21 protein-coding genes are annotated in these 22,519 nt (G+C 60.8%); 12 read left to right on the top strand and 9 right to left on the bottom strand.

The annotated features are described in order from the left end of the window. Positions 1–373: 373 nt before the first annotated feature. The 6 genes from ACA064_RS02230 to pilG form a co-directional block, all read right to left on the bottom strand. A complete protein-coding gene (locus ACA064_RS02230) occupies positions 374–838 on the bottom strand; it encodes a chemotaxis protein CheW (protein WP_497671931.1) in 465 nt (154 codons plus the stop codon). Then, positions 831–6,782, bottom strand: a complete 5,952-nt coding sequence (locus tag ACA064_RS02225; RefSeq protein WP_497671930.1) for an Hpt domain-containing protein — start codon at positions 6,780–6,782, stop codon at positions 831–833. Before ACA064_RS02225 ends, ACA064_RS02230 begins: the two co-directional genes overlap by 8 nt. A 38-nt stretch (positions 6,783–6,820) precedes the next feature. Further along, positions 6,821–8,881, bottom strand: coding sequence for a methyl-accepting chemotaxis protein (locus ACA064_RS02220; RefSeq protein ID WP_497671929.1), 2,061 nt, complete (start codon positions 8,879–8,881; stop codon positions 6,821–6,823). Between the two features lie 154 nt (positions 8,882–9,035). After that, positions 9,036–9,575: a chemotaxis protein CheW gene (locus ACA064_RS02215; RefSeq protein ID WP_497671928.1), complete on the bottom strand. Its 540-nt coding sequence runs from the start codon at positions 9,573–9,575 to the stop codon at positions 9,036–9,038. A 10-nt stretch (positions 9,576–9,585) separates the two neighbouring features. Then, positions 9,586–9,951 carry a twitching motility response regulator PilH gene (gene pilH / locus ACA064_RS02210; RefSeq protein ID WP_497671927.1) on the bottom strand — a complete coding sequence of 122 codons (366 nt, stop codon included), beginning with the start codon at positions 9,949–9,951 and terminating at the stop codon, positions 9,586–9,588. 43 nt (positions 9,952–9,994) lie between these two features. After that, positions 9,995–10,402, bottom strand: a complete 408-nt coding sequence (gene pilG / locus ACA064_RS02205; protein WP_150807029.1) for a twitching motility response regulator PilG — start codon at positions 10,400–10,402, stop codon at positions 9,995–9,997. A 228-nt stretch (positions 10,403–10,630) separates the two neighbouring features. Here pilG and gshB point away from each other — a divergent pair, with 228 nt between their 5' ends. From gshB to ACA064_RS02170, 7 genes are all read left to right on the top strand, one after another. Further along, entirely contained in the window at positions 10,631–11,584 is a 954-nt protein-coding gene (gene gshB / locus ACA064_RS02200; RefSeq protein WP_497671926.1) for a glutathione synthase, read from the top strand. 77 nt (positions 11,585–11,661) lie between these two features. Continuing rightward, positions 11,662–12,561, top strand: a complete 900-nt coding sequence (locus ACA064_RS02195) for an energy transducer TonB (RefSeq protein WP_497671925.1) — start codon at positions 11,662–11,664, stop codon at positions 12,559–12,561. A gap of 112 nt (positions 12,562–12,673) precedes the next feature. Further along, positions 12,674–13,243, top strand: a complete 570-nt coding sequence (locus ACA064_RS02190; RefSeq protein ID WP_497671924.1) for a YqgE/AlgH family protein — start codon at positions 12,674–12,676, stop codon at positions 13,241–13,243. Continuing rightward, positions 13,243–13,680, top strand: a complete 438-nt coding sequence (gene ruvX / locus ACA064_RS02185; protein ID WP_150642382.1) for a Holliday junction resolvase RuvX — start codon at positions 13,243–13,245, stop codon at positions 13,678–13,680. The genes ACA064_RS02190 and ruvX overlap by 1 nt, the downstream gene beginning before the upstream one ends. A 121-nt stretch (positions 13,681–13,801) precedes the next feature. Then, entirely contained in the window at positions 13,802–14,305 is a 504-nt protein-coding gene (gene pyrR, locus ACA064_RS02180) for a bifunctional pyr operon transcriptional regulator/uracil phosphoribosyltransferase PyrR (RefSeq protein ID WP_150807033.1), read from the top strand. A gap of 12 nt (positions 14,306–14,317) precedes the next feature. Beyond that, entirely contained in the window at positions 14,318–15,322 is a 1,005-nt protein-coding gene (locus ACA064_RS02175) for an aspartate carbamoyltransferase catalytic subunit (RefSeq protein WP_497671923.1), read from the top strand. Continuing rightward, positions 15,319–16,590, top strand: coding sequence for a dihydroorotase (locus ACA064_RS02170; protein ID WP_497671922.1), 1,272 nt, complete (start codon positions 15,319–15,321; stop codon positions 16,588–16,590). The genes ACA064_RS02175 and ACA064_RS02170 overlap by 4 nt, the downstream gene beginning before the upstream one ends. A gap of 70 nt (positions 16,591–16,660) precedes the next feature. Here ACA064_RS02170 and ACA064_RS02165 read toward each other — a convergent pair whose 3' ends face one another. Next, complete coding sequence (locus ACA064_RS02165) at positions 16,661–17,086, bottom strand: NINE protein (RefSeq protein ID WP_497671921.1); 426 nt, start codon at positions 17,084–17,086, stop codon at positions 16,661–16,663. A gap of 250 nt (positions 17,087–17,336) precedes the next feature. Here ACA064_RS02165 and ACA064_RS02160 point away from each other — a divergent pair, with 250 nt between their 5' ends. Then, on the top strand, positions 17,337–17,951 hold the full coding sequence (locus ACA064_RS02160; RefSeq protein ID WP_497671920.1) for a C40 family peptidase: 615 nt from the start codon (positions 17,337–17,339) through the stop codon (positions 17,949–17,951). A gap of 167 nt (positions 17,952–18,118) precedes the next feature. Here the strand turns inward: ACA064_RS02160 and ACA064_RS02155 are convergent, their stop codons facing one another. Beyond that, positions 18,119–19,153, bottom strand: a complete 1,035-nt coding sequence (locus tag ACA064_RS02155; protein ID WP_497671919.1) for a type IV pilus twitching motility protein PilT — start codon at positions 19,151–19,153, stop codon at positions 18,119–18,121. 57 nt (positions 19,154–19,210) lie between these two features. Here ACA064_RS02155 and ACA064_RS02150 point away from each other — a divergent pair, with 57 nt between their 5' ends. Genes ACA064_RS02150 through ACA064_RS02135 form a run of 4 tightly spaced genes read left to right on the top strand, consistent with a single transcriptional unit; the run spans position 19,211 to position 21,683 of the window. After that, positions 19,211–19,909: a YggS family pyridoxal phosphate-dependent enzyme gene (locus tag ACA064_RS02150; protein ID WP_497671918.1), complete on the top strand. Its 699-nt coding sequence runs from the start codon at positions 19,211–19,213 to the stop codon at positions 19,907–19,909. 34 nt (positions 19,910–19,943) lie between these two features. Further along, entirely contained in the window at positions 19,944–20,762 is an 819-nt protein-coding gene (gene proC / locus ACA064_RS02145; protein ID WP_497671917.1) for a pyrroline-5-carboxylate reductase, read from the top strand. Between the two features lie 10 nt (positions 20,763–20,772). Further along, a complete protein-coding gene (locus tag ACA064_RS02140) occupies positions 20,773–21,363 on the top strand; it encodes a YggT family protein (protein ID WP_497671916.1) in 591 nt (196 codons plus the stop codon). Positions 21,364–21,368: 5 nt separating this feature from the next. Next, the gene (locus tag ACA064_RS02135; protein WP_497671915.1) at positions 21,369–21,683 is read left to right on the top strand and encodes a DUF167 domain-containing protein; all 315 of its coding nucleotides are present in this window, start codon (positions 21,369–21,371) and stop codon (positions 21,681–21,683) included. A 39-nt stretch (positions 21,684–21,722) separates the two neighbouring features. Here the strand turns inward: ACA064_RS02135 and ACA064_RS02130 are convergent, their stop codons facing one another. Beyond that, a complete protein-coding gene (locus ACA064_RS02130; protein WP_497674156.1) occupies positions 21,723–22,454 on the bottom strand; it encodes a methyl-accepting chemotaxis protein in 732 nt (243 codons plus the stop codon). Positions 22,455–22,519 lie beyond the last annotated feature (65 nt).

The following is a 22,519-nucleotide window of genomic DNA, read 5'->3' as shown; positions in this document are numbered from 1 at the left end:
GCACAGAGACGGATTGTTACGGTTAGGGTAATGAATTGATCCCTGTGGCGAGGGAGCTTGCTCCCGCTGGACTGCGTAGCGGTCCCAAAAAAGCCGCACCACATTTTTTCAGGCAAACCCCATGAACCGATTACGACCGCTGCGCGGCCGAGCGGGAGCAAGCTCCCTCGCCACAATTGATCGGTTCGGTCTGGAGATTTATGTCGATTGTTCCGCCGTCTTCGCGGGCAAGCCCGGTTCAGGGTTTGTGTCGATCCCGGTAAAGTGTGTCAACCCACTGTAGGAGCGAGCTTGCTCGCGATGGACTTAAAGCTGACGCGTTTCGTCAGTCAGCACGCGTTATCGTTGACGACCATCGCGAGCAAGCTCGCTCCTACCTCTGCTGTACCAACCCAGCGCCCACCAACAACTCTTCCAGCCCCAGCAAATCCGGCACTTTGGCCACTTGATCGGCGATTTGCACGGCGGCTTTTTCCAGTGGGCATAGCGGCACGTCGACGTAGCTCAGCTGGCTGTCGAGTTTGTAGGAGCGTGGAATGCCCTGCACCAGCAAGGCGATGAATTTGAGCTGCGGGCGTCCGCCCAAGGCGTTGAGTACGACGATGCGCGCGCGGTCGCCGATCACGGTTTTGCTGCCGCAGATGGATTCGAAGCTGAGCAGCGGGATCTGTCGGTCGCGCCAGGTCACCAGGCCCAGGTACCAGGGCGGGGTGTCGAGGTCGAAGGTACCGGGTTGGTAGTCGATCAGTTCGGCGATGGCGACGTTGGGCAGGATCAGGTTGCGGTCGGCCAGGGGCAGCAGCAGCCCGGTGAGGTTGCTGGTGCGGTGATCAAGCATGGGTTTTGCTCCATAGGGCGATGCTCTCCAGCAGGACCGATTCCTGGTACGGCTTGCCGAGGTAGTCGTTGACGCCGATGGCCATGGCTCGGTCGCGGTGTTTTTGACCAGTGCGTGAGGTGATCATGATGATCGGCAGGTGCTGTAAGCGCGGATCGCTGCGGACCTGCATCGCCACTTCGAAACCATCCATGCGCGGCATTTCAATGTCCAGCAGCATCAGGTCCGGCGTGTGCTCCTCCAGCAGCGCCATGGCATCGACTCCATCCTTGGCGGTCAGCACGTTCATACCGTGGCGTTCGAGCAGGCGGCTGGTGACCTTGCGTACGGTGACCGAATCATCGACTACCATGACCAGTAGCGGCCGATATGGCTCGGCGTCGACCGCAGGCTCACCGCCATTGACCGGGCGCGATTGCGGCAAGCGCGCCTGCATGGCGCGGATGTGCGCCAGCAGGTCGAGAATCAGCACCACCCGGCCATCGCCCAGGATGGTCGCACCCGACAACCCCTGCACTGCGGCAAACTGCGGGCCGAGACTTTTCACCACGATTTCCCGGGTTCCGGCCATGGCATCGACTTGCACCGCGATCCGTCGCTCATTGCACTGCACCAGCAGCACCGGTAGCGGCAGGCTTTGGCCGAGCAGCTTGGGTTTGACCAGGGTGTGCAGCAGCTCGCCGAGGTAGCAGAGTTCGTACCGTTGCCCGGCGTATTCGTAGGTCGGCGGGTCGAGTTGGTAGTAACCGTCGAGTTCGTTGGGCAGCACCCGAACGATGCCTTCGATGGTGTTCAGCGGGATCGCGTACTGGTCCTCGCCGCATTGCACCATCAACGCACGGTTGACTGATACGGTGAACGGCAGGCGAATGCGAAAGTGCACGCCCTGCCCCGGTGTCGAGTCGATGCTCATGCTGCCGCCCAGTTGCCGGACCTCTTCGTGGACCACGTCCATGCCGACGCCGCGGCCGGATATCTGGGTGATTTTTTCGGCGGTCGAGAACCCCGGCTGCAGGATGAACTGCAGCACATCGCGGTCGCTGATGTCGAGATCCGGAGCGAGCAGCCCACGCTTGATCGCCTTGCGCCTTACCGCATCGAGGGGTATTCCGGCACCGTCGTCGCGGATGTCGAAAATGATGTCGCCACCTTCATGAGCCAGGTCCAGGCTGATCCTGCCCTGGGCAGGCTTGCCGGCCGCGAGCCGCACCTCGGCAGATTCCAGACCGTGGTCGACGGCATTGCGCAGCATGTGCTCCAGCGGCGCGAGCATGCGCTCGAGCACGTTACGGTCCATCTCGCTCTGGGCGTTGCCGACAATGAATTCGACGTCTTTGCCCAACTCGCTGGCGACCTGCCGGACGATCCGTTTCAGGCGCGGCAACATGCGTTCGAACGGCACCATGCGCGTACGCATCAGGCCTTCCTGCAAATCGGTGTTGATCCGCCCCTGCTGCTGCAACAGGCTTTCCGCCTCCTGGTTGCGCCGGTCGAGGGTTTCCTTGAGGTCGAGCAAGTCCGACGCTGACTCGAACAAGGCCCGCGACAGCTGCTGCAATTGCGAATGACGGTCCATTTCCAGCGGGTCGAATTCTTCGTAGCCCAGGCGCTCGGCATCGACTTGCTGACGGCTGAGAATCCGTCCCTGGGTTTCAGTGTCCAGGCGCCGCAATTGGTCGCGCATGCGCTCAATGGTAGTTTCCATCTCGCTCAGGGTTACCCGGGCATCGTTGACTTGTTGCTCGATACGGCCACGGAAGATCGAGGTTTCACCGGCCAGATTGACCAGATCATCGAGCAGCTCGGCCGAGACCTTGACCATATCGCCAGTCGTCCCGGCTTCAGGCGGCATTGCTGGCGACTCGGTTTTGGCCTGAGCCTGAACCTGGAGCTGAGATACGACCTCGCCTGGGAGCGCCTGCGGCTGTAAATCGCTGACAGCAGGATGGGTGAAGGCGACGATCGCCTCGATCAAGGCCTGGGCGGGTAAAACCGGCTTGCCCGCCCGAGCCGCATCCAACATCTGCGCGAGCTGGTCATGGCTGCGTTGCAACAGCGTGAACAACGGCTCCGTCGGTTGCAGCAGGCCGGCCGACAAACCTTCGTAGAGAAATTCCAGTTCATGGGCCAGGTCGCCAATCGGCCCGATCTCGACCATCCGCGCGCCCCCCTTGAGGGTATGCAGGTCACGCAGCAGGGTTTCCACTTCAAGGCGGTTTTGCGGGTCGGCCTGCCAGCGCAACAGCGCCGCGCCAGAACTGTCGATGATGTCGAAACCTTCCTCGAGGAAGATTTCCAGTAGTTCGGGATCGTGACTCGCCGAGTCAGCCTGGGGCACGGTCTCGACCACATCAGCGTTCATGCCACTGCCCAAACGGAACTCGCGGATCGCCTCAATCAGTTCGCCGGGGTCGCTCAGCGGTTGCTGCCTGTGCAGTTGCTCGAGCAGCACGGACAAGCGGTCATGGCTCTGTTGCAGCAGTTGCGCCAACTCGCCGGAGTGGCTGTAGCGGCGGTCGACCAGGCCTTCATAGAGGCTTTCCAGCTCATGGGCCAGGTCCCCGACCAGCCCGACTTCGGCCATCCGCGCGCCGCCCTTGAGGGTGTGCAGGTCGCGCTGCAACGACAATAACGGCGCGGCGTTATCGGGGTCGTCCAGCCAACGCTGCAAGGCTTGCCCGGCACTCTCGAGGATATCCACCGCCTCTTCGAGAAAGATCGAGACGATTTCATCGTCCAGCTCCAGCGCCACCGGTGCCTGCTGCAACTCACTGGTGGCGGCGCTCAGCTCAGTGATGCTCAGCGTACGACTGCCATCGCTCCTGATCAGCCCCATGGCCGACGGGTCGAGACTTTGATCGAGCAAATCGCGCAGGGCTTGGACCCGATCCGCCCGGGGGCTGACTTCCTGGCCGGCGGCCAGTTGATCGAGCATGCTGATCAAGGCTTCGTGGGCACTGTCGGCCTCATGGAAAAACCGCTCGCTGACCGCCAGGCTGCTCTCTTCCACTGCGCCATACAGGTCAAGCAAGGCTTCGCACAGTTCATCGACCGGATGCAGGTCGGCCAGATGCGCGCCCTCGCCCAGGGTGGTCAGTTCATCGAGCAGCGCGCTGAGTTCCTGGCGCTCTCCGGGATGTTGCTGCCAGCGGCGCAAGAGGTTTTCAGCATCGAGCAGGATGTCCATGCCCTGGGCGAGGAAATTGCTGATCAGTTGCGGATCACGCTTGATCCGCAGGCCTGTATTCGGCGAGTTGAGCAGGGCTTCCAGGCGTTCGGCCAGTAGCCTCTGAGTTCGTTCGATCAATGACTGCGCGCCGCTGATCGCGGCCAGTGGATCGGTCTTGAGCTGCTTCACACTTCGGCGCAATAAACCTTCAGCTTCGAGCAGCAGCTCGATTTCATCCAGATCCAGTGCCAGTTGGTGCGCTTTGTATTCACGGGTCAGCTGGTCCAGCGGTTTCGCCAGTTCGGCGATCGGCAACACGCCGGCCATGTAGGCGCTGCCTTTGAGGGTGTGCAGTGCACGCTGCAATTCATCGCTGGCCTGCAGCGGCAAGTGTTCGGCGGCCTCATCCAGAAAACGGTTGATGCTGTCGAGGTGGGTTTCAGCTTCGTTGCGGAAGATTTCCAGCAACAGCGGATCGAGAGCCTCCTGCGCTTGCACAACAGCGTCCGGCGCCTGTTCATTGCCCTTGGTCAGTCCATGGGCACGGGCAGCCAATTGGTCGACATCATCGCGCTGGCGCTGGCTATTGGCGGCGAACTCGTCGATCAGTTCGGGCAACAACTGCAGCACGTCACCCAGCAGTTGCTGCACCTGTGGCCCTGGCTCGACGCTGCGTTCCAGAACCCGGTTGAGCAGATTTTCCACCGCCCAGGCCAGCTCCCCCAACACCAGTGCGCGGACCATGCGCCCACTGCCTTTCAAGGTATGAAAGGCGCGGCGCAATTCGCTTAATGCGATCTTGTTGTCGGGATTGGCCACCCATTGCGGCAATGACTCACGCAATACCTCGAGGACCTCGTCGGTCTCTTCGAGAAAGACTTCCCGCAACTCGTTATCCACCGGTGCTTCATCGTCCGGTGGTGGCAGCAGGCTGCCCGGCGTATGCAGGGCCGGAGGGTTGAGGACGGAAACCGGGCTGGCCAGCACCTCGGCCAGGGACTGCACCACTTCAGGGCTGTCCAGCGCTTGCTGGTCCCGCATGGCCATGGCTTCACTCGGGCTGAGCACTTCATTGAGCAATGGCACTTGCAGCGGGGTCGGGAAATACCCCAAGGCGGCCAGGCTCTCTTCGGCGACGTCCAGCACCTGTTCGCCGGGCGCCTGAGCATCCTCGCTCAGGCGTTCCAGGTAGTACTCGACGCTGGTAATGACATCGGCCAGATTGTCCAGCTGCTGCCAGTCGGGCTGGACCTTATCGACCAGCAAATGCTCGCGAACGTAGCCGTTACAGGCCTCCAACAGACTTGCCGCCCGGCTCAACGGAATCATCGCCAATGCACCGCGAACCTGGGTCAGCAACTCCGGCAACGGTTGCAGGTGCTGACGGTCCCAGCCGGCGTCGATGTAGTCGACGATGGTGTCCTTGGCTTGCTGCATACAGATCCGCGCTTCCTTGATCACCAACTGGTGGATCTGGGTCAGGTCGGTGGTTGGCAGCCGACTTTCCTCCCTGCTTTCCGGCTCGACGGTGCCGACCATCCCGGCCAGGGTCGCCTCGACGTACAGCAAGGCCCCGGCCACGTCCATGAGGATCGCGTCATTGGGTTCACGCTGCCCCTGGGCCAGACTCAGGACCACCGCCAGTTGGTCGATTATCACCTTGCGCGGCTGACCAAAACCCAGCACTGCCAGGGTGTCGGCAATTTGCCGCAGCGGTGCGAGCAAGCTGTCGAGGTCGGAGGCATGCTGGCGATCGCTGCGCACGAACAAGTCCAGACGTTCCTTGACCCGCACCAGCTCTTCGCACAACGCCGCCAGGACCGAACGCATGGCATCCCGGTCCGGGCCGGCCAGGCGGGCGCGCTCTTCGTCGACCAGCGCACTGCTGGGTAGCGCGTCATCGAGTCCGTAACTTTCTTTCATGGTCTGCATCTGCCCGGTGGGGTATTCGGCTTTGGCTATATAGAACAATAGGCTCTTGAGCAATTCTTGCGGGGCCGGCTGATTAATCCCGGCCATTCCTTGCTCGAGCAAGCGCTTGAGTTCCATGTCGGTGTCTTTGAGCAGGCTGCGCAAGGCCGGGCTATTGGCAATGCTGCCCGCGAGCATGCCTTCCACCAGCGCTGAAGCAACCTTCCATAACGGGCTCAGTGGCGCGTGGCGGCAAAGTCCTTCAAGACGCTCGAAGACCTTGGCCAGATAACCCAGATTGGTTCGGTCATCCTGTTCGCGCAGCAAGCCGACCAACGCCGCTTGCAGCATCTGTCGCAACTTGCGCAGCACACTTGGCAGATCCGCCGGTTCAAGCAGGGCCAGGGCTTCCTCGCTCAACGCAGGCAGGTCCGGTAGCTGCGGGCTGAACAGGCTGGTTTCCGACAACAGGCTCTCACCGCGGGCGCTGCGCAGGTCGTTAAGCAGCGGTAACACCACCAGTGGCAGATCGTGGCGGGCGCTGTGTATAAGGTCGAGGTAGATCGGCAACTGGCCAAGCGCTTGCTGCAACAGCCGGATCGCTTCGTCGCGATGACTGACGCGGTTCTGCTCCAGGGCCAGCGCCAGTTTTTCCATTTCTTCGGCAAGCAGCGCGGCGCCATAGAACTCGACCATCTGCAAACTGCCGTGGACCTGATGGATGTACGCCAGGCACTGGTTGAGCGCACGCACCGCCTGCGAGTCGGCAACCAGGCTGTCGAGTGCCCGGCTGGCCTGCTTCAGCGTTTCGGCAATTTCGCCTTTGACCCATTCGAGGGCTACATAGTCGTGGCGATCACCCATAACCACTCCACTCTGATTTCATACCCGGCATGCACTGCTCACGCTTTATCCGCGGCCGGCTCCGATGCGGCCGGCAAGGTGAAACCGGACACCGAACGCCGCAGCTGGCTGGCCATTTTCGCCAGGTTGCCGATGCTCTCGGCGGTGGCGGTCGAGCCGGACGAGGTTTGCGTAGTGATCTGCTGGATCACGTTCATCGTCAAGGAGATCTGACCCGCCGAGGACGTCTGCTGCTGCGCCGCGTTGGAAATGCTCTGGATCAGGGCCGCGAGGGTTTTCGACACCCCTTCGATTTCTTCCAGAGCGACTCCGGCATCTTGAGCCAGACGCGCGCCGCGCACCACTTCGGTGGTGGTCTGCTCCATGGAAATTACCGCTTCGTTGGTATCGGTCTGGATTGCCCGCACCAGGGTTTCAATCTGGCGGGTGGCGGCCGACGAGCGCTCGGCCAGCCGTTGCACTTCATCGGCGACCACCGCAAAGCCGCGCCCGGCGTCACCGGCCATTGAGGCCTGAATCGCCGCGTTGAGCGCGAGAATATTGGTTTGATCGGCAATATCGTCGATCAGGCTGACTATGTCGCCAATTTCCTGGGAAGACTCGCCCAGGCGCTTAATGCGTTTTGCCGTATCCTGAATCTGCTCGCGGATGTTGTCCATGCCGTGGATGGTGTTGTGCACCACCTCGTTGCCTTTGTTCGCGATCTCCACCGAACGCTCGGCCACTGCCGACGATTCTGCGGCGTTGGCCGATACCTGATCGATGGACTCCGCCATGTCGTTGATCGCCGCCGAGGCCTCGCTGATCTGCTGCGCCTGATGCTCGGAAGCTTGCGCCAGATGCATCGCCGTGGCCTGGGTTTCCTGCACGGCGGCAGCGACCTGACCTGCGGTGAGGTTGATGGTTGCCACCAGATCGCGCAGTTGATCGACCGAGTAGTTGATCGAGTCGGCGATGGTGCCGGTGAAGTCTTCAGTCACCGAAGCCGTCACCGTCAGATCACCGTCGGCCAGGTCTTCGATTTCGTCGAGCAGACGCATGATAGCGTTCTGGTTGCGCTCGTTCTTCTCGGCGGTCTCGCGTAGCTGGCGATTGGTTTCACGCACCATCACCAGCCCGATCAGAATGATCGAGGTCAGCGCCGCCAGGCCCAGCATGTAACCGCCGATGGTATGGGTAGTGCGCCCGGCCGCGAGGTTCTCGAAGCCGGTGGCCAGCAGCGAGGCTTCATCGAGCAAGGTTTGCGAGAGGCTGAAAATGCTGCTCGCCGACTCCCGGACCTTGAACAGTTCGGGCGAGGTTTCGAGGATTTCGTCCACCGAGCCCGAGACGAATTCGAATAGCTCGGCAATCTCGGTCAGCCGGGAGCGGGCATCGCGGTCCTCGACCTGGCTGATCTTCAACGCGGGATTGCCCTGCAGCATGCCATTGAGCACCTGACCAAAGCGCGCCGCATCCCGGCCAAAGGCATCGGCGGCCTGCACTGCCGTGTCGTCACCGGACAGCACCGTGTTCACCGCACCGAGAATGCGCTCGGCCAATAGCGTCTGTCGCTGGGCCACGGCTACCTGACTGGCCGGTGCCCCGCGTTGCAGCAGAATCTCCACGACTTTCTCGTATTCGACCTGCAATTGCGGCACGGTCTCGGCCAGCGTCGCTGCTACCTGGTGCAAGGACAACACGGTCTGCTCACTGGACAGAATTGCGTCGGTGTTCTTCAGCAAGTGCTCCCAATCCAGCTGTACCGCACGCATCTCCGGACGCACTTCCCGTGGCGCGCGAGGCAAGCCGGTGGCCGGATCACCTTTCTTGAGGTAACCCCAGCGTCGCGCAAAATCGTTGCGCGCATCGCTCAGCAACTTGAACGCGGCAGCCTTGCCGGCAGCCGCTTCGGTAGCGTTCTTGGCAATGCGCTGGGACAGCACCCGCAGTTCACCGGCGTGTCCTATGTATTGCTTGTCGTAATTGGCTTGGGTGCTGAGATAAGCGAAATTGGCGAACAGCAGCATGATGAACACGATCAGTGCCATGAACAGCACGATGATCTGCGAACGGCTGCGCGACCCTTCCATTGGCTTGCCTGTTTTTGCTTTTATCATCGGTATTCGCCTAAACAGCTGGATTCTCTGTGGCCGCCTTCAAAGATCGCAGCCTACGGCAGCTCCTACAGGTATTGCGTACGGCGTAGGAGCTGCCGCAGGCTGCGATCTTGGCGATGCCGAACGCGCCGAAAGTCTATGAGAAGACCTCTTTTTACAGGGCTACATCCATGAACCCCGGTGATTGTGCCAGGGCGAACGGACTGAAGACCCGCCAGAGTTGCTCGCGCTGGAACTGCCCCTTCACGAACGGTGTAATCGCGTCTTCCAGCGCCTGCGCCGCCAACGTTTCCAGGCAATCCTGCGCAAAATGCTGCAGGCCGAACACTTCATCCACCAGCAGTCCGGCAAAAACATCCTGGTGCTCGACCACCAGCACCCGCCGCTGTTTGCGCACTGTCGATAGCTCGTGGCCGAAGAAACCGCACAAGTCCATGATCGGCAACAGCCTTCCGCGCAGATTGGCCACACCTTTGACCCAAGGCTTTACCCCGGGCAGCACGGTACAACGCGGCTCATGCAGAACCTCACTGACTTCGCCCATGGGCGCGACGTACCAGCATTCGCCAATACGAAAGCCGATCCCGCTCCAACTCTGCTGGCGGGTTTCCTGGGACGGCAAATCCGCCGCCAGCAGGCGACAGCGGTGGTCGATCTCCAGCAGCAGCTCGAAAGCCGTTTGCGACTCGGTCATACGACCGCCGTCAGCCGGCCAGGACCGCATTCAAGGTTTTAATCAGGGTTTCTTCATCCACCGGTTTGGTCAGGTAGTCCTTGGCGCCCTGACGGGTGCCCCAGACCTTGTCGGTTTCCTGATCCTTGGTGGTGATGATGATCACCGGAATGTGCCCGGTTTCCGGGTCTTTGGTCAGCTGGCGAGTCGCCTGGAAACCATTGAGGCCAGGCATGACGATGTCCATCAGCACGGCATCGGGTTTTTCCTGGCGCGCCAGGGCCACGCCGTCGGCGCCGTTTTCAGCCTTCAACACTTCATGGCCGTGCTTTTCCAGCATGCCAGCCAGTTTGTACATTTCAGTCGGCGAGTCATCGACGATCAGGATACGTGCCATGGTCTTCCCCATTCGAGTAGGCGTGCGGCCCGCTGGCCGGACGTCAATGTGCTTGTTCTACTGCAGCGAAACCCGGCACATGGGCCTTGATCGCGCTCAGCAGTTCTTCCTTGCTGAAAGGCTTGGTCAAAAACTGGTCAGAGCCGACGATCCGCCCCTTGGCCTTGTCGAACAGACCGTCCTTGGAGGACAGCATAATGACCGGTGTGGACTTGAACGCGCTGTTGTTCTTGATCAACGCACAGGTCTGATAACCATCCAGACGCGGCATCATGATGTCGACGAAGATGATCCCGGGGTGATTGTCGGCAATCTTGGCCAAGGCATCGAAACCATCGACCGCAGTGATCACTTCACACCCCACATTCTTCAATAGCGTTTCGGCGGTGCGGCGAATCGTCTTCGAATCGTCGATCACCATGACTTTCAAGGCGCTGGAATGCTGTTCCATATCTGCTCTACCATCGCCACAGCGAATCGTTTTTTATCCATGCTCGGGTTACCAGAGCTCGAACCCCTTGATGTTCAAGGGCTCGGCGCCGCATGGGAGCCTTTTTAGCACAGTCGCAGGGTTCAATCTATCGGCCGACCCGCAAGGTGGTTTTTCCTTGACCGGGAACAAGCCGGGCGCCACTCTGACGCCACTTTTCAGCGCCCAATTTGCCAGAGGAATCACCCCATGAGCGTTCGCGTCGGGATTGTCATGGACCCCATTGCCAGCATCTCCTACAAAAAGGATAGCTCGCTGGCCATGCTGCTTGCCGCCCAGGAGCGCGGCTGGACGCTGTTCTATATGGAACAGCGTGACCTGTATCAAACTGCCGGTGAAGCGCGGGCGCGGATGCGTCCGCTGAAAGTCTTCGCCAACCCGCAGAAATGGTTCGAACTGGAAGCGGAAACCGACACTGCCCTGAGCGAGCTGGATGTGATCCTGATGCGCAAGGATCCGCCGTTCGACATGGAATTCGTCTATTCCACCTACCTGCTGGAACAGGCCGAACAAGCCGGCGTGCTGGTGGTGAACAAGCCACAGAGCCTGCGTGACTGCAATGAAAAGCTGTTCGCCACGCTGTTTCCGCAGTGCACGCCGCCGACCGTGGTCAGCCGTCGCCCGGACATCCTGCGCGAATTCGCCGACCATCACGGCGACGTGATTCTCAAACCGCTGGACGGCATGGGCGGCGCATCGATCTTCCGTCACACCGCCGGCCACCCGAACCTCTCGGTGATCCTCGAAACCCTGACCCTGCACGGCAGGCAACAAATCATGGCCCAGGGCTACCTGCCGGCGATCAAGGACGGCGACAAACGCATCCTGATGATCGATGGCGAGCCGGTGCCGTATTGCCTGGCGCGAATCCCGGCAGCCGGTGAAACCCGTGGCAACCTCGCCGCCGGTGGCCGTGGCGAAGCGCGACCGCTGACCGAGAAAGACCGTTGGATCGCCGCTCAGGTCGGTCCGACCCTGCGTGAAAAAGGCCTGCTGTTCGTCGGCCTCGACGTGATTGGCGAGCATCTGACGGAAATCAACGTCACCAGCCCGACCTGCATTCGCGAGATCGACAACGCCTTTGGCACCAACATCGGCGGCATGCTGATGGATGCCATCGATCTGAAGCTGAAGGCTCGTTGATCCAGAACTCCCAAGGTGAAACCAACATTGCGTTATGATGCCCCGCCTGTAGAACACGCGATGTTGGTTTTGTTGACATGACACTCCCCGCCGATCTGCCCCCCGAACTTGCCCATAGCGGCGTGCGCCCGGCCGATCGTCTCGGATTTACCCTGTTTCTCGCGGCGCTGATTCACCTGGCGCTGATCCTGGGCGTGGGTTTTACCTTCGTCGAACCCAAGCAGATCAGCCGAACCCTGGAAATCACCCTCGCTACCTTTAAAAGCGAAACCCAGCCGAAAAAGGCAGATTTTCTCGCTCAGGAAAACCAGCAGGGCAGCGGCACCCTGGACAAAAAGGCGATCCCGAAGACCACTGAAGTTGCGCCGTTCCAGGACAACACGGTGAAGAAGGTCACGCCACCGCCTTCGGCGCAACCCGAAGTCAAAGTGGCCGCACCCAAAGCCGCAGTCGCCACCACCGCGCCGAAGCCGAAGAAGACCGTCACCAAGCGTGAAGAGGTCAAGACCGAACCCAAACCCAAGACCGCCACGCCGACTTTCGACAGCTCGCAGTTGTCCAGCGAGATCTCCAGCCTGGAAGCCGAGCTGGCCAATGAGCAGCAGTTGTATGCCAAGCGCCCACGCATCCATCGTCTGAGCGCCGCCTCGACCATGCGCGACAAAGGCGCCTGGTATAAGGACGAATGGCGCAAGAAGGTCGAACGCATCGGTAACCTCAACTACCCCGACGAAGCCCGACGCAAGCAGATTTACGGCAATTTGCGGCTGATGGTATCGATCAACCGCGATGGTTCGCTGTTTGAGGTGCTGGTACTGGAGTCTTCGGGGCAACCGCTGCTGGATCAGGCCGCGCAGCGAATCGTTCGGCTGGCGGCGCCCTTTGCACCGTTCAGCGGCGACCTGTCGGATATCGACCGGCTGGAAATCATCCGCACCTGGAAGTTTGCCCGTGGGGATAAGTTGTCGAGCAAATGACCGAAGGTTTATGGCCTGCGCCGAACCTTCTGGGCCCGGAGGTGAGTCTGATCGTCATTTCCTACTCATCACCAGCTTGTCAGCTCGCGCCGCCAACGCCACACTAGCGCACATGAAGAATGTCAGCCCCAGCTATCTCAAGCATCAATTCCTGATCGCCATGCCGCATATGGCCGACCCGAACTTTGCGCATACCTTGACCTACATCGTCGAGCACACTGCCAATGGTGCCATGGGGTTGGTGGTCAATCGTCCACAGGACCTGAACCTGGCGGACATCCTCGAACAATTGCGCCCTGATATCGAGCCGCCACCGCTTTGCCAGCACGTGCCGATCTTTATCGGCGGTCCGGTGCAAACCGACCGCGGTTTTGTGCTGCACCCCAGTGGTTCGACCTACCAGGCCACGGTCGAGCTCGATGGCCTGGCGCTGTCGACCTCCCAGGACGTGCTGTTTGCCATCGCCGACGGGGTTGGCCCGGCAAAAAGCCTGATTGCCCTCGGCTATGCAGGTTGGGAAGCAGGGCAACTGGAAGCCGAAGTGGCCGAGAACGCCTGGCTTACCTGCCCGTTTGACGCCGACATTCTGTTTAATACCAGCAGCGAACTGCGTCTGGAAGCCGCCGCCAAACGTCTGGGCATCAATCTGAGCCTGTTGACCAGTCAGGCGGGACACGCCTGATGGCCTTGCGCTTACTACTGGGTTTTGACTTCGGCACCAAACAAATCGGCGTTGCCGTCGGTCAGGTGATTACCGGCCAGGCCCGCGAGCTCTGCACCCTGAAGGCGCAGAACGGCATTCCCGACTGGAATCAGGTCGAAGCACTGATCAAGGAATGGAAACCCGACGCCGTGGTGGTCGGTCTGCCGCTGAACATGGACGGCACGCCCAGCGATATGTGCGCGCGCGCCGAGAAGTTTGCCCGGCGTCTGAATGGCCGCTACAACCTGCCCTTCTATACCCACGATGAGCGCCTGACCACCTTCGAGGCCAAGGGCGAGCGCCTGGCTCGGGGCGGCCAGAAGGGCAGCTACCGCGACAACCCGGTCGACGCCATCGCCGCAGCCCTGCTGCTGCAAGGCTGGCTCGACGAAAACTCAGCGCTGTTCGAATCCTGAAGAACCGAATCCTGAAGATGCACGGCTGTCATCAGCCACGCACCTGCTGGTTTCACCCGAACTTGCCTACAACCCGAGCCTCAATGCACAGAACCCGGCTCGGGCCCATGAAGGAGCAACCATGAGCCTGCCCAATCCCGTCGAACTGATCAGCCAGATGGCCGTCGATCTCAAGGCCCATCTGGCCCACCGCGGCATCAGCGAACCGCGCTACATCGGCATCCGCACCGGTGGCATCTGGGTTGCCCAAGCCTTGTTGGAAGCCCTGGGCAGCGATTCGCCACTGGGCACGCTGGACGTCTCTTTCTACCGCGACGACTTCAGCCAAAGTGGTCTGCACCCCCAAGTGCGCCCTTCAGAGCTGCCGTTCGAGATCGAAGGCCAGCACCTGGTGCTGATCGACGATGTGCTGATGAGCGGGCGAACCATCCGCGCCGCACTCAACGAGCTCTTTGATTACGGCCGCCCGGCCAGCGTGACCCTGGTCTGCCTGCTGGATCTGGACGCCGCCGAACTGCCGATCCGGCCGAATGTGCTCGGCGCCACGCTGTCGCTGGCCGCCCACGAGCGGGTAAAACTGTCCGGCCCCGAGCTCCAGCTCGAAATCCAAGACCTCGCCCTTTAAGAGTCCATTGCGATGACGCCTCTCAATACCAAGCGCCCGCTGCAGCTCAATGATCAGGGCCAGCTGCGCCACTTCCTCTCGCTCGACGGTTTGCGCCGCGAGCTGCTGACGGAAATCCTCGACACCGCCGACTCCTTCCTCGAAGTCGGCGCCCGGGCCGTGAAGAAAGTCCCGTTGCTGCGCGGCAAGACCGTCTGCAACGTATTCTTCGAGAACTCCACTCGCACCCGTACCACCTTCGAGCTCGCGGCCCAGCGGCTGTCTGCGGACGTCATCACGCTAAACGTGTCGACCTCCTCGGCGAGCAAGGGCGAAACCCTGCTCGACACCCTGCGCAACCTTGAAGCCATGGCCGCCGACATGTTCGTTGTGCGTCACGGTGACTCCGGTGCCGCGCATTTCATCGCCGAACACGTGTGCCCGCAGGTGGCGATCATCAACGGCGGCGACGGCCGGCACGCCCACCCGACCCAAGGCATGCTCGACATGCTGACCATCCGTCGGCACAAGGGCGGCTTCGAAAACCTCTCAGTGGCGATCGTCGGTGACATTCTGCACTCGCGGGTCGCACGCTCGAACATGCTGGCGCTGAAAACCCTGGGTTGCCCGGACATCCGCGTGATCGCACCGAAAACCCTGCTACCAATCGGCGTCGAGCAGTATGGAGTGAAGGTCTACACCGACATGACCGCAGGCCTGAAAGACGTCGATGTGGTGATCATGCTGCGTCTGCAACGCGAACGCATGAATGGTGGCCTGCTGCCGAGCGAAGGTGAGTTCTATCGCCTGTTCGGCCTGACCACCGCGCGCCTGGCCGGCGCCAAGCCGGATGCCATCGTCATGCACCCGGGGCCGATCAACCGAGGGGTGGAGATTGAGTCGGCGGTGGCCGACGGTCCGCACTCGGTGATCCTCAACCAGGTGACCTACGGTATCGCGATACGTATGGCCGTGCTGTCCATGGCCATGAGCGGGCAAACCGCCCAGCGTCAATTCGAGCAGGAGAACGCCCAGTGAAGCTCAGCATCCTCGGCGCCCGCGTCATCGATCCAGGCACGGGCCTGGATCAAGTTACCGATATCCACGTTGAAGCCTGCAAGATCGTCGCCATTGGCGCCGCTCCGGCCGGTTTCGTCGCCGTCGACACGATCGACGCCAAGGGCCTGGTGGCCGCACCCGGCCTGGTCGACCTGAGTGTCGCCCTGCGTGAACCGGGTTACAGCCGCAAAGGCACGATTGCCAGCGAAACCCAGGCTGCAGCGGCCGGTGGCGTCACCAGCCTGTGCTGCCCGCCCCAGACCAAACCGGTGCTGGATACTTCGGCTGTGGCCGAGTTGATCCTCGATCGCGCTCGCGAAGCTGGCAATTGCAAAGTCTTCCCGATCGGCGCGTTGAGTAAAGGCCTGGAAGGCGAACAGCTGGCAGAACTGATTGCCTTGCGCGATGCCGGTTGTGTCGCGTTCGGCAACGGTCTGGACAGCTTCCGCAACACTCGCACCCTGTGCCGGGCGCTGGAATATGCGGCGACTTTCGACCTGACGGTGATCTTCCACTCCCAGGATCATGATCTGGCAGAGGGTGGCCTGGCCCATGAAGGCCCGACCGCCAGCTTCCTCGGTTTGCCGGGGATTCCGGAAACCGCGGAAACCGTGGCCCTGGCCCGGGATCTGCTGCTGGTCGAGCAAAGTGGCGTGCGCGCGCACTTCAGCCAGCTGACTAGCGCTCGCGGCGCGGCCCTGATCGCTCAGGCCCAGGCTCGCGGATTGCCGGTGACAGCCGACGTGGCGCTGTATCAGCTGATTCTCACCGACGAAGCACTGATCGACTTCAACAGCCTTTACCACGTGCAACCACCGCTGCGCACCCGCGCCGACCGCGATGGCCTGCGCGAGGCGGTGAAGTCTGGCGTGGTCCAGGCCATTTCCAGCCATCACCAACCCCATGAGCGGGACGCCAAGCTGGCGCCGTTCGGCGGTACCGAACCGGGTATCAGTAGCGTCGAACTGCTGCTGCCACTGGCCATGACCCTGGTAGAAGACGGTTTGCTGGACCTGCCGACGCTGCTGACTCGTCTTGGCGCCGGTCCGGCCGCAGCTCTGCGCCTGCCGGCTGGCAAACTCGCGGTGGGTGGGCCGGCTGACCTGGTGCTATTCGATCCGGCTGCCTCGACAGTTGCCGGTGAGGCCTGGTTGTCCAAAGGCGAAAACTGCCCGTTCCTCGGCCATAGCCTGCCGGCGACCGTGCGTTACACGCTGGTGGATGGGCGGATCAGCTACCAGGCTTGATGCCGCAACGCCGCTCCCACAGGTTATAGCTGGACCTTGTGGGAGCGAGCCTGCTCGCGATAGCGATTTATCAGGCGCCGCGGCGCTCGGCATTGCGAATGGAAATCTGGTCATTCAAGGTCCAGAAGTCATACAACACCCCAATCAGGAAAAATCCGCCGGTCAGCAAATAAAGGAACCCGGTAATCCACTTGCCCTGATACATGCGATGCACGCCGAACACCCCGAGGAATGCCAGCAGAATCCACGCGACGTTGTACTCGATGGGACCTGCGGTGAATCGCAGATCAGCTTCGCGGTCCATTGCCGGGATCAGGAACACGTCGATCAGCCAGCCAATCCCGAACAACCCCAAGGTGAAAAACCAGATAGTTCCGGTCACCGGTTTGCCGTAATAGAAGCGGTGAGCACCGGTAAAGCCGAAAATCCACAGCAGGTAACCGATAACCTTGCTATGGGTATCCTGCGGTGAAAAGTCCTGTCGATAGTTGTTCATGGGTTCCCTCTTTCCACGCGATAGATAAATTTTTTCAGTTTTTCTGTGACTTTTTTGTGTCGAGCCGACGTGTGGCTTCTAGACACTAAAGATGGCGCAAAGCCTTATAGGGCCTGACTTGTGTCAGACAATTGCGCCAATTTGCCACACATTTGCCGAACTTGACCCCCAGGTTGAATCGACCAGTGGCCTCGAAAGGGACCAAAAAGCTGTTATAAAGTTGCGCGCCTACCTACATGAGCCTTGCCTAATGCGTTTATTTTTCAAGACATGGCTAACCATTTGCCTATTATTGCCTCTGGCCGCCCACGCCACCAATCGTGAGCAACGTCTTCCAAACGTTAATGGTTACACCACAAAGTCCCATACATCGTCTGCCACCAAACAAGCCATCAAACGCTCAACTTACCTGAGCAAGGCCGACAACACATTGGTCCCACCCATGCCGTCCAAGCAAAGCAGCAATGTGCTGAGCCGCGCCGTAAACGTGCTGGGTACACCTTATCGTTGGGGCGGCAGCAGCCCAAGTAAAGGTTTCGACTGCAGCGGTCTGGTGAAATACGCTTTCACCGATGTTGCTGCTGTCGACCTGCCGCGTACCTCGAATGCCATGGCCAGCGGTCATGGACAGAAAATCGACCGCAAGGACCTCAAGCCTGGAGATCTGATTTTCTTCAATATAAGGAGCCGCAGGGTCAATCATGTTGCCATCTACCTGGGCAACGACCGGTTCATCCATGCACCACGTCGCGGCAAATCGGTGTCCATCGATACGCTGAAGAAGCCTTACTGGCAAAGCCACTACGTGGTCGCCAAACGGGTGCTGCCGAAAGAGTCGACCACCCTGCGTATGGCTCAGCGTTGATCTGAAGCCTGGCTATATAAGGCAGGCTTGCTCAACACCCCAAAAAGATCGCAGCCTTCGGCAGCTCCTACGGGACCCTGTACACCTTGATTCTCTGTAGGAGCTGCCGATAGGCTGCGATCTTTTTGGCAACACCACAACCTCAGCGGTCATGCCAAGCCACCCCCTCAAATCCCATCCGGCATCCTGGCTTTCTCCCGAGCGTGCTCGCGGGTGATCAAGCCCTTCGCCACCAATTCCTTCAAACACATATCCAGGGTTTGCATCCCCACCGAACTCCCGGTCTGTATCGAGGAGTACATTTGGGCGACCTTGTCTTCGCGAATCAGATTCCGGATCGCCGAGGTACCAATCATGATTTCGTGAGCCGCGACCCTGCCGCCGCCGATTTTTTTAACCAGGCTTTGCGAAATCACTGCCTGCAACGACTCGGACAGCATCGAACGAACCATCGACTTCTCATCCGCCGGAAACACGTCCACCACTCTGTCGATGGTTTTAGCCGCGGACGTGGTGTGCAGCGTGCCGAACACCAGATGCCCGGTCTCCGCCGCGGTCAGCGCCAGGCGGATGGTCTCCAGATCGCGCATCTCGCCCACCAGGATCACATCCGGATCCTCTCGCAGGGCCGAGCGCAGCGCAGAAGAAAAACTAAGGGTGTCGCGATGCACCTCACGCTGATTGATCAGGCATTTCTTCGATTCGTGGACGAATTCGATGGGGTCTTCAATGGTGAGGATGTGGTGATGCCGGTGGTTGTTCAGGTAATCGATCATCGCCGCCAGGGTGGTCGACTTGCCCGAGCCGGTCGGCCCGGTGACCAGCACCAGCCCCCGTGGCACCTCGGTAATCTTGCGAAACACTTCACCCATGCCGAGCTCGTCCAGGCTCATGACCTTTGACGGAATAGTCCGGAACACCGCGCCAACGCCACGATTCTGGTGGAACGCATTGACCCGAAAGCGCGCCACACCGGGCACCTCGAAGGAAAAATCGAGTTCCAGCAGCTCTTCGAAGTCCACCCGCTGCTTGTCGTTCATGATGGTGTGGATCAGCTCATGAACCTGCTGGTGGTCCAGCGCTGGCAAGTTGATCCGCCGCACATCACCATCGACCCGGATCATCGGCGGCAAGCCCGCGGAGAGGTGCAAGTCGGACGCACCCTGTTTGGCGCTGAAGGCCAGCAGTTCAGTGATATCCATAGTGCTCCCCAATTCCAGTAGAATGCCGCGAACCTCAGACCCGCTGGCGCACATTGAATGTCCACGATAGCAGACAACATCGCTCTGGTTCAGACACGTATCCATGCGGCGGCACTTGCCGCGCAACGCGACGCAAACAGCGTTCATCTGTTGGCCGTGAGTAAAACCAAGCCCGCCGAGGCCTTGCGCGAAGCCTACGCTGCCGGGATCCGCGACTTCGGCGAGAACTATCTGCAAGAAGCCTTGAGCAAACAGCTCGATTTGGCCGACCTGCCCTTGAGCTGGCACTTTATCGGTCCCATTCAGTCGAACAAGACTCGCGCTATTGCCGAGAACTTCGCCTGGGTGCACTCAGTGGATCGCTTGAAAATCGCACAACGCTTGTCCGAACAACGCCCAGCCGAACTGCCACCCCTGAACATCTGCATTCAGGTCAACGTCAGCGGTGAAGCCAGCAAGTCCGGCTGCACCCCGGCCGACTTGCCCGCCCTGGCCAGCGCCATCAGCGCCTTGCCGCGCTTGAAACTGCGTGGATTGATGGCTATCCCCGAGCCGACTGAAGATCGTGCCGTCCAGGATGCCGCCTTTGCTGCCGTGCAGGACTTGAACAAGAGCCTGCAAGCCAGCCTGAATCTGCCACTCGACACACTTTCCATGGGCATGAGCCACGACCTCGAGTCGGCCATCGCCCAAGGCGCCACTTGGGTACGAATAGGTACCGCCTTGTTTGGCGCCCGCGACTACGGCCAGCCCTGAACGTGGCTGACTCACCTCTCTATAAGGACCTCTCATGAGCAAGACTCGTATTGCCTTTATCGGTGCCGGCAACATGGCCGCCAGCCTGATCGGCGGCCTGCGCGCCAAGGGGCTGGAAGCGGCACAGATCCGCGCCAGTGATCCAGGCGTCGAAACCCGCGCCAGGGTTCATGCCGAACACGGCATCGAACTGTTCGCCGACAACGCCCAAGCCATCGAAGGCGCCGACGTCGTGGTACTGGCGGTCAAACCCCAGATGATGAAGGCCGTTTGCCAGGCCTTGCAGCCAAGCCTCAAGTCGAATCAATTGGTGGTGTCCATCGCCGCCGGTATCACCTGCGCCAGCATGAACAACTGGCTCGGCGCCCAGCCGATCGTGCGCTGCATGCCCAACACCCCGGCACTGCTGCGTCAGGGCGTGAGCGGCCTGTACGCCACGGCCGAAGTCTCTGCCAAACAGCGTCAGCAAGCCGAAGACCTGCTTTCAGCCGTCGGTATTGCTCTGTGGCTGGATCAGGAACAGCAACTGGATGCCGTCACTGCGGTCTCCGGCAGCGGCCCGGCGTATTTCTTCCTGCTGATCGAAGCCATGACCGCCGCCGGCGAAAAGCTCGGCCTGCCACGGGAAACCGCCGCTCGACTGACCTTGCAAACCGCCTTGGGTGCCGCTCATATGGCCGTCGCCAGTGATGTCGACGCCGCGGAATTGCGTCGCCGCGTGACCTCACCTGCGGGCACCACCGAAGCCGCCATCAAGTCGTTCCAGGCCGGCGGTTTCGAAGCCCTGGTAGAAAAAGCACTGGATGCCGCCGCGCACCGCTCGGCCGAGATGGCCGAACAATTGGGTCAATAAGGAGCAAATAATGATTGGATTGAACACTGCAGCGGTTTACGTGCTGCAAACCCTCGGCAGTCTGTACCTGCTGATCGTGCTACTGCGCTTTGTGCTGCAACTGGTGCGGGCGAACTTCTACAACCCGCTCTGCCAGTTCATCGTGCGCGCCACCCAACCGCTGCTCAAGCCTCTGCGCCGGATCATTCCGAGCATGTTTGGCCTGGACATGTCTTCGCTGGTACTGGCAATCATCGTGCAACTGGCCTTGATGGCCCTGACCCTGCTGCTGACCTATGGCACCATCGGTAACCCGCTGCTATTGCTGGTCTGGTCGCTCATTGGCGTGACGGCGCTGTTCCTGAAGATCTTCTTCTTCGCCCTGATCATCAGCGTGATCCTCTCCTGGGTCGCTCCGGCCAGCCATAACCCGGGCGCCGAGCTGGTCAATCAGATCTGCGAGCCGGCCCTGGCGCCGTTTCGCAAGGTCGTGCCGAACCTGGGCGGCCTGGATATCACACCGATCCTCGCGTTCATCGTGCTCAAGCTGCTGGACATGCTGGTAATCAACAACCTCGCTGCCATGACCATGATGCCGGCCATCTTGCGTCTGTTGATCTGACCCGGGTGAGTTATTTCCGCTGGGACGGTGAGGACCTGATCCTCGATTGCCACCTGCAACCCAAGGCCAGCAGCGATGAATTTGCAGGCCTGCATGGTGAGCGACTGAAGATCCGGCTCACCGCCCCGCCGGTGGAAGGCAAAGCCAATGCGCACTTGATGGCGTTTCTGGCCAAGGCCTTCGGCATCTCGAAAAGCCAGGTCAGTTTGATCAGCGGCGAGTTGAACCGGCAGAAGCGCGTGCGCTTGCATTCGCCGAAGAAACTGCCGGATTTGCCAGGGTTAACGCGGCCACCTGCAGCCACGCCTGCTTCCTCGTAAGGACGGGTCGGCAGGTTGCCGACCCGCACTTGCCACCTTCTACCTCAATCGAAATCCGCCCATCTGCCGCGCCAGATCGTCGGCCAGACGTTGCAGAGTCTGACAGTCCTCACGACACGCCCGTACTTCGCTGGCTGTCGCCCGAGCCAGGTCGGAGATGCCTTGCACGTTACGGTTGATCTCTTCAGTCACCGCCGACTGCTCTTCGGTGGCGGTTGCCACCTGCTGGTTCATGTCGCTGATGCGCTCGACCTGACCGGTAATCGCTGTCAACGAAGCCCCGGTGCGCTTGCTCGACTCTACCCCGGTACCGGTCGCGGCCTGCCCGGAGTGCATCGACGATACGGCGTTATCCGCACCCTGCTTGAGGCTCTGGATCATCTGCTGGATTTCATTGGTGGACGACTGAGTTCGCCGGGCCAGGGTCCGCACCTCGTCGGCCACCACCGCAAAACCACGGCCCATATCCCCCGCTCGCGCCGCTTCAATTGCCGCGTTCAGGGCTAGTAAATTGGTTTGCTCGGAGATTGCGCGAATCACCGCCAGCACCTGATCGATAGACGCCACCTGATTCGCCAGCTCGCCCACCGCACCGGCGGCGATGCCGATCTCGTCGGACATGCTTTCGATATGCCGGATGGAACCACCGACCACCTCGCGCGCCTGCAAGGCTTCATCGCGAGCAGCTTGCGAGGCGACGGCAGCGTTGCCGGCGTTCTGGGCGATTTCCTGCACCGTGAGGCCCATCTCATGCACAGCGGTGGCGACCATGTCGGTCATTTCCTGCTGCCGGCCGGAGCGTTCGGCAGTGTTGTCGACCACCAGGGCGACCTGCC

The organism is Pseudomonas sp. LBUM1658, assembly GCF_059716055.1.
Note: the sequence above shows the minus strand (reverse complement) of the source record. Positions and strands in the feature narration are given on the sequence as shown.

Excerpts from the sequence above, each read along its gene's own strand:
- ACA064_RS02160 (WP_497671920.1), top strand. The coding sequence starts at position 17,337 with ATGCGTTTATTTTTCAAGACATGGCTAACCATTTGCCTATTATTGCCT.
- ACA064_RS02150 (WP_497671918.1), top strand. The coding sequence starts at position 19,211 with ATGTCCACGATAGCAGACAACATCGCTCTGGTTCAGACACGTATCCAT.
- ACA064_RS02165 (WP_497671921.1), bottom strand. The coding sequence starts at position 17,086 with ATGAACAACTATCGACAGGACTTTTCACCGCAGGATACCCATAGCAAG.
- gshB (WP_497671926.1), top strand. The coding sequence starts at position 10,631 with ATGAGCGTTCGCGTCGGGATTGTCATGGACCCCATTGCCAGCATCTCC.
- ACA064_RS02140 (WP_497671916.1), top strand. The coding sequence starts at position 20,773 with ATGATTGGATTGAACACTGCAGCGGTTTACGTGCTGCAAACCCTCGGC.
- ACA064_RS02230 (WP_497671931.1), bottom strand. The coding sequence starts at position 838 with ATGCTTGATCACCGCACCAGCAACCTCACCGGGCTGCTGCTGCCCCTG.
- pilG (WP_150807029.1), bottom strand. The coding sequence starts at position 10,402 with ATGGAACAGCATTCCAGCGCCTTGAAAGTCATGGTGATCGACGATTCG.
- ACA064_RS02130 (WP_497674156.1), bottom strand. The coding sequence starts at position 22,454 with ATGGTCGCCACCGCTGTGCATGAGATGGGCCTCACGGTGCAGGAAATC.
- pilH (WP_497671927.1), bottom strand. The coding sequence starts at position 9,951 with ATGGCACGTATCCTGATCGTCGATGACTCGCCGACTGAAATGTACAAA.
- ACA064_RS02215 (WP_497671928.1), bottom strand. The coding sequence starts at position 9,575 with ATGACCGAGTCGCAAACGGCTTTCGAGCTGCTGCTGGAGATCGACCAC.
- ACA064_RS02190 (WP_497671924.1), top strand. The coding sequence starts at position 12,674 with ATGAAGAATGTCAGCCCCAGCTATCTCAAGCATCAATTCCTGATCGCC.
- ACA064_RS02195 (WP_497671925.1), top strand. The coding sequence starts at position 11,662 with ATGACACTCCCCGCCGATCTGCCCCCCGAACTTGCCCATAGCGGCGTG.
- ACA064_RS02225 (WP_497671930.1), bottom strand. The coding sequence starts at position 6,782 with ATGGGTGATCGCCACGACTATGTAGCCCTCGAATGGGTCAAAGGCGAA.
- ACA064_RS02220 (WP_497671929.1), bottom strand. The coding sequence starts at position 8,881 with ATGATAAAAGCAAAAACAGGCAAGCCAATGGAAGGGTCGCGCAGCCGT.
- ACA064_RS02155 (WP_497671919.1), bottom strand. The coding sequence starts at position 19,153 with ATGGATATCACTGAACTGCTGGCCTTCAGCGCCAAACAGGGTGCGTCC.
- proC (WP_497671917.1), top strand. The coding sequence starts at position 19,944 with ATGAGCAAGACTCGTATTGCCTTTATCGGTGCCGGCAACATGGCCGCC.
- ACA064_RS02175 (WP_497671923.1), top strand. The coding sequence starts at position 14,318 with ATGACGCCTCTCAATACCAAGCGCCCGCTGCAGCTCAATGATCAGGGC.
- ruvX (WP_150642382.1), top strand. The coding sequence starts at position 13,243 with ATGGCCTTGCGCTTACTACTGGGTTTTGACTTCGGCACCAAACAAATC.
- pyrR (WP_150807033.1), top strand. The coding sequence starts at position 13,802 with ATGAGCCTGCCCAATCCCGTCGAACTGATCAGCCAGATGGCCGTCGAT.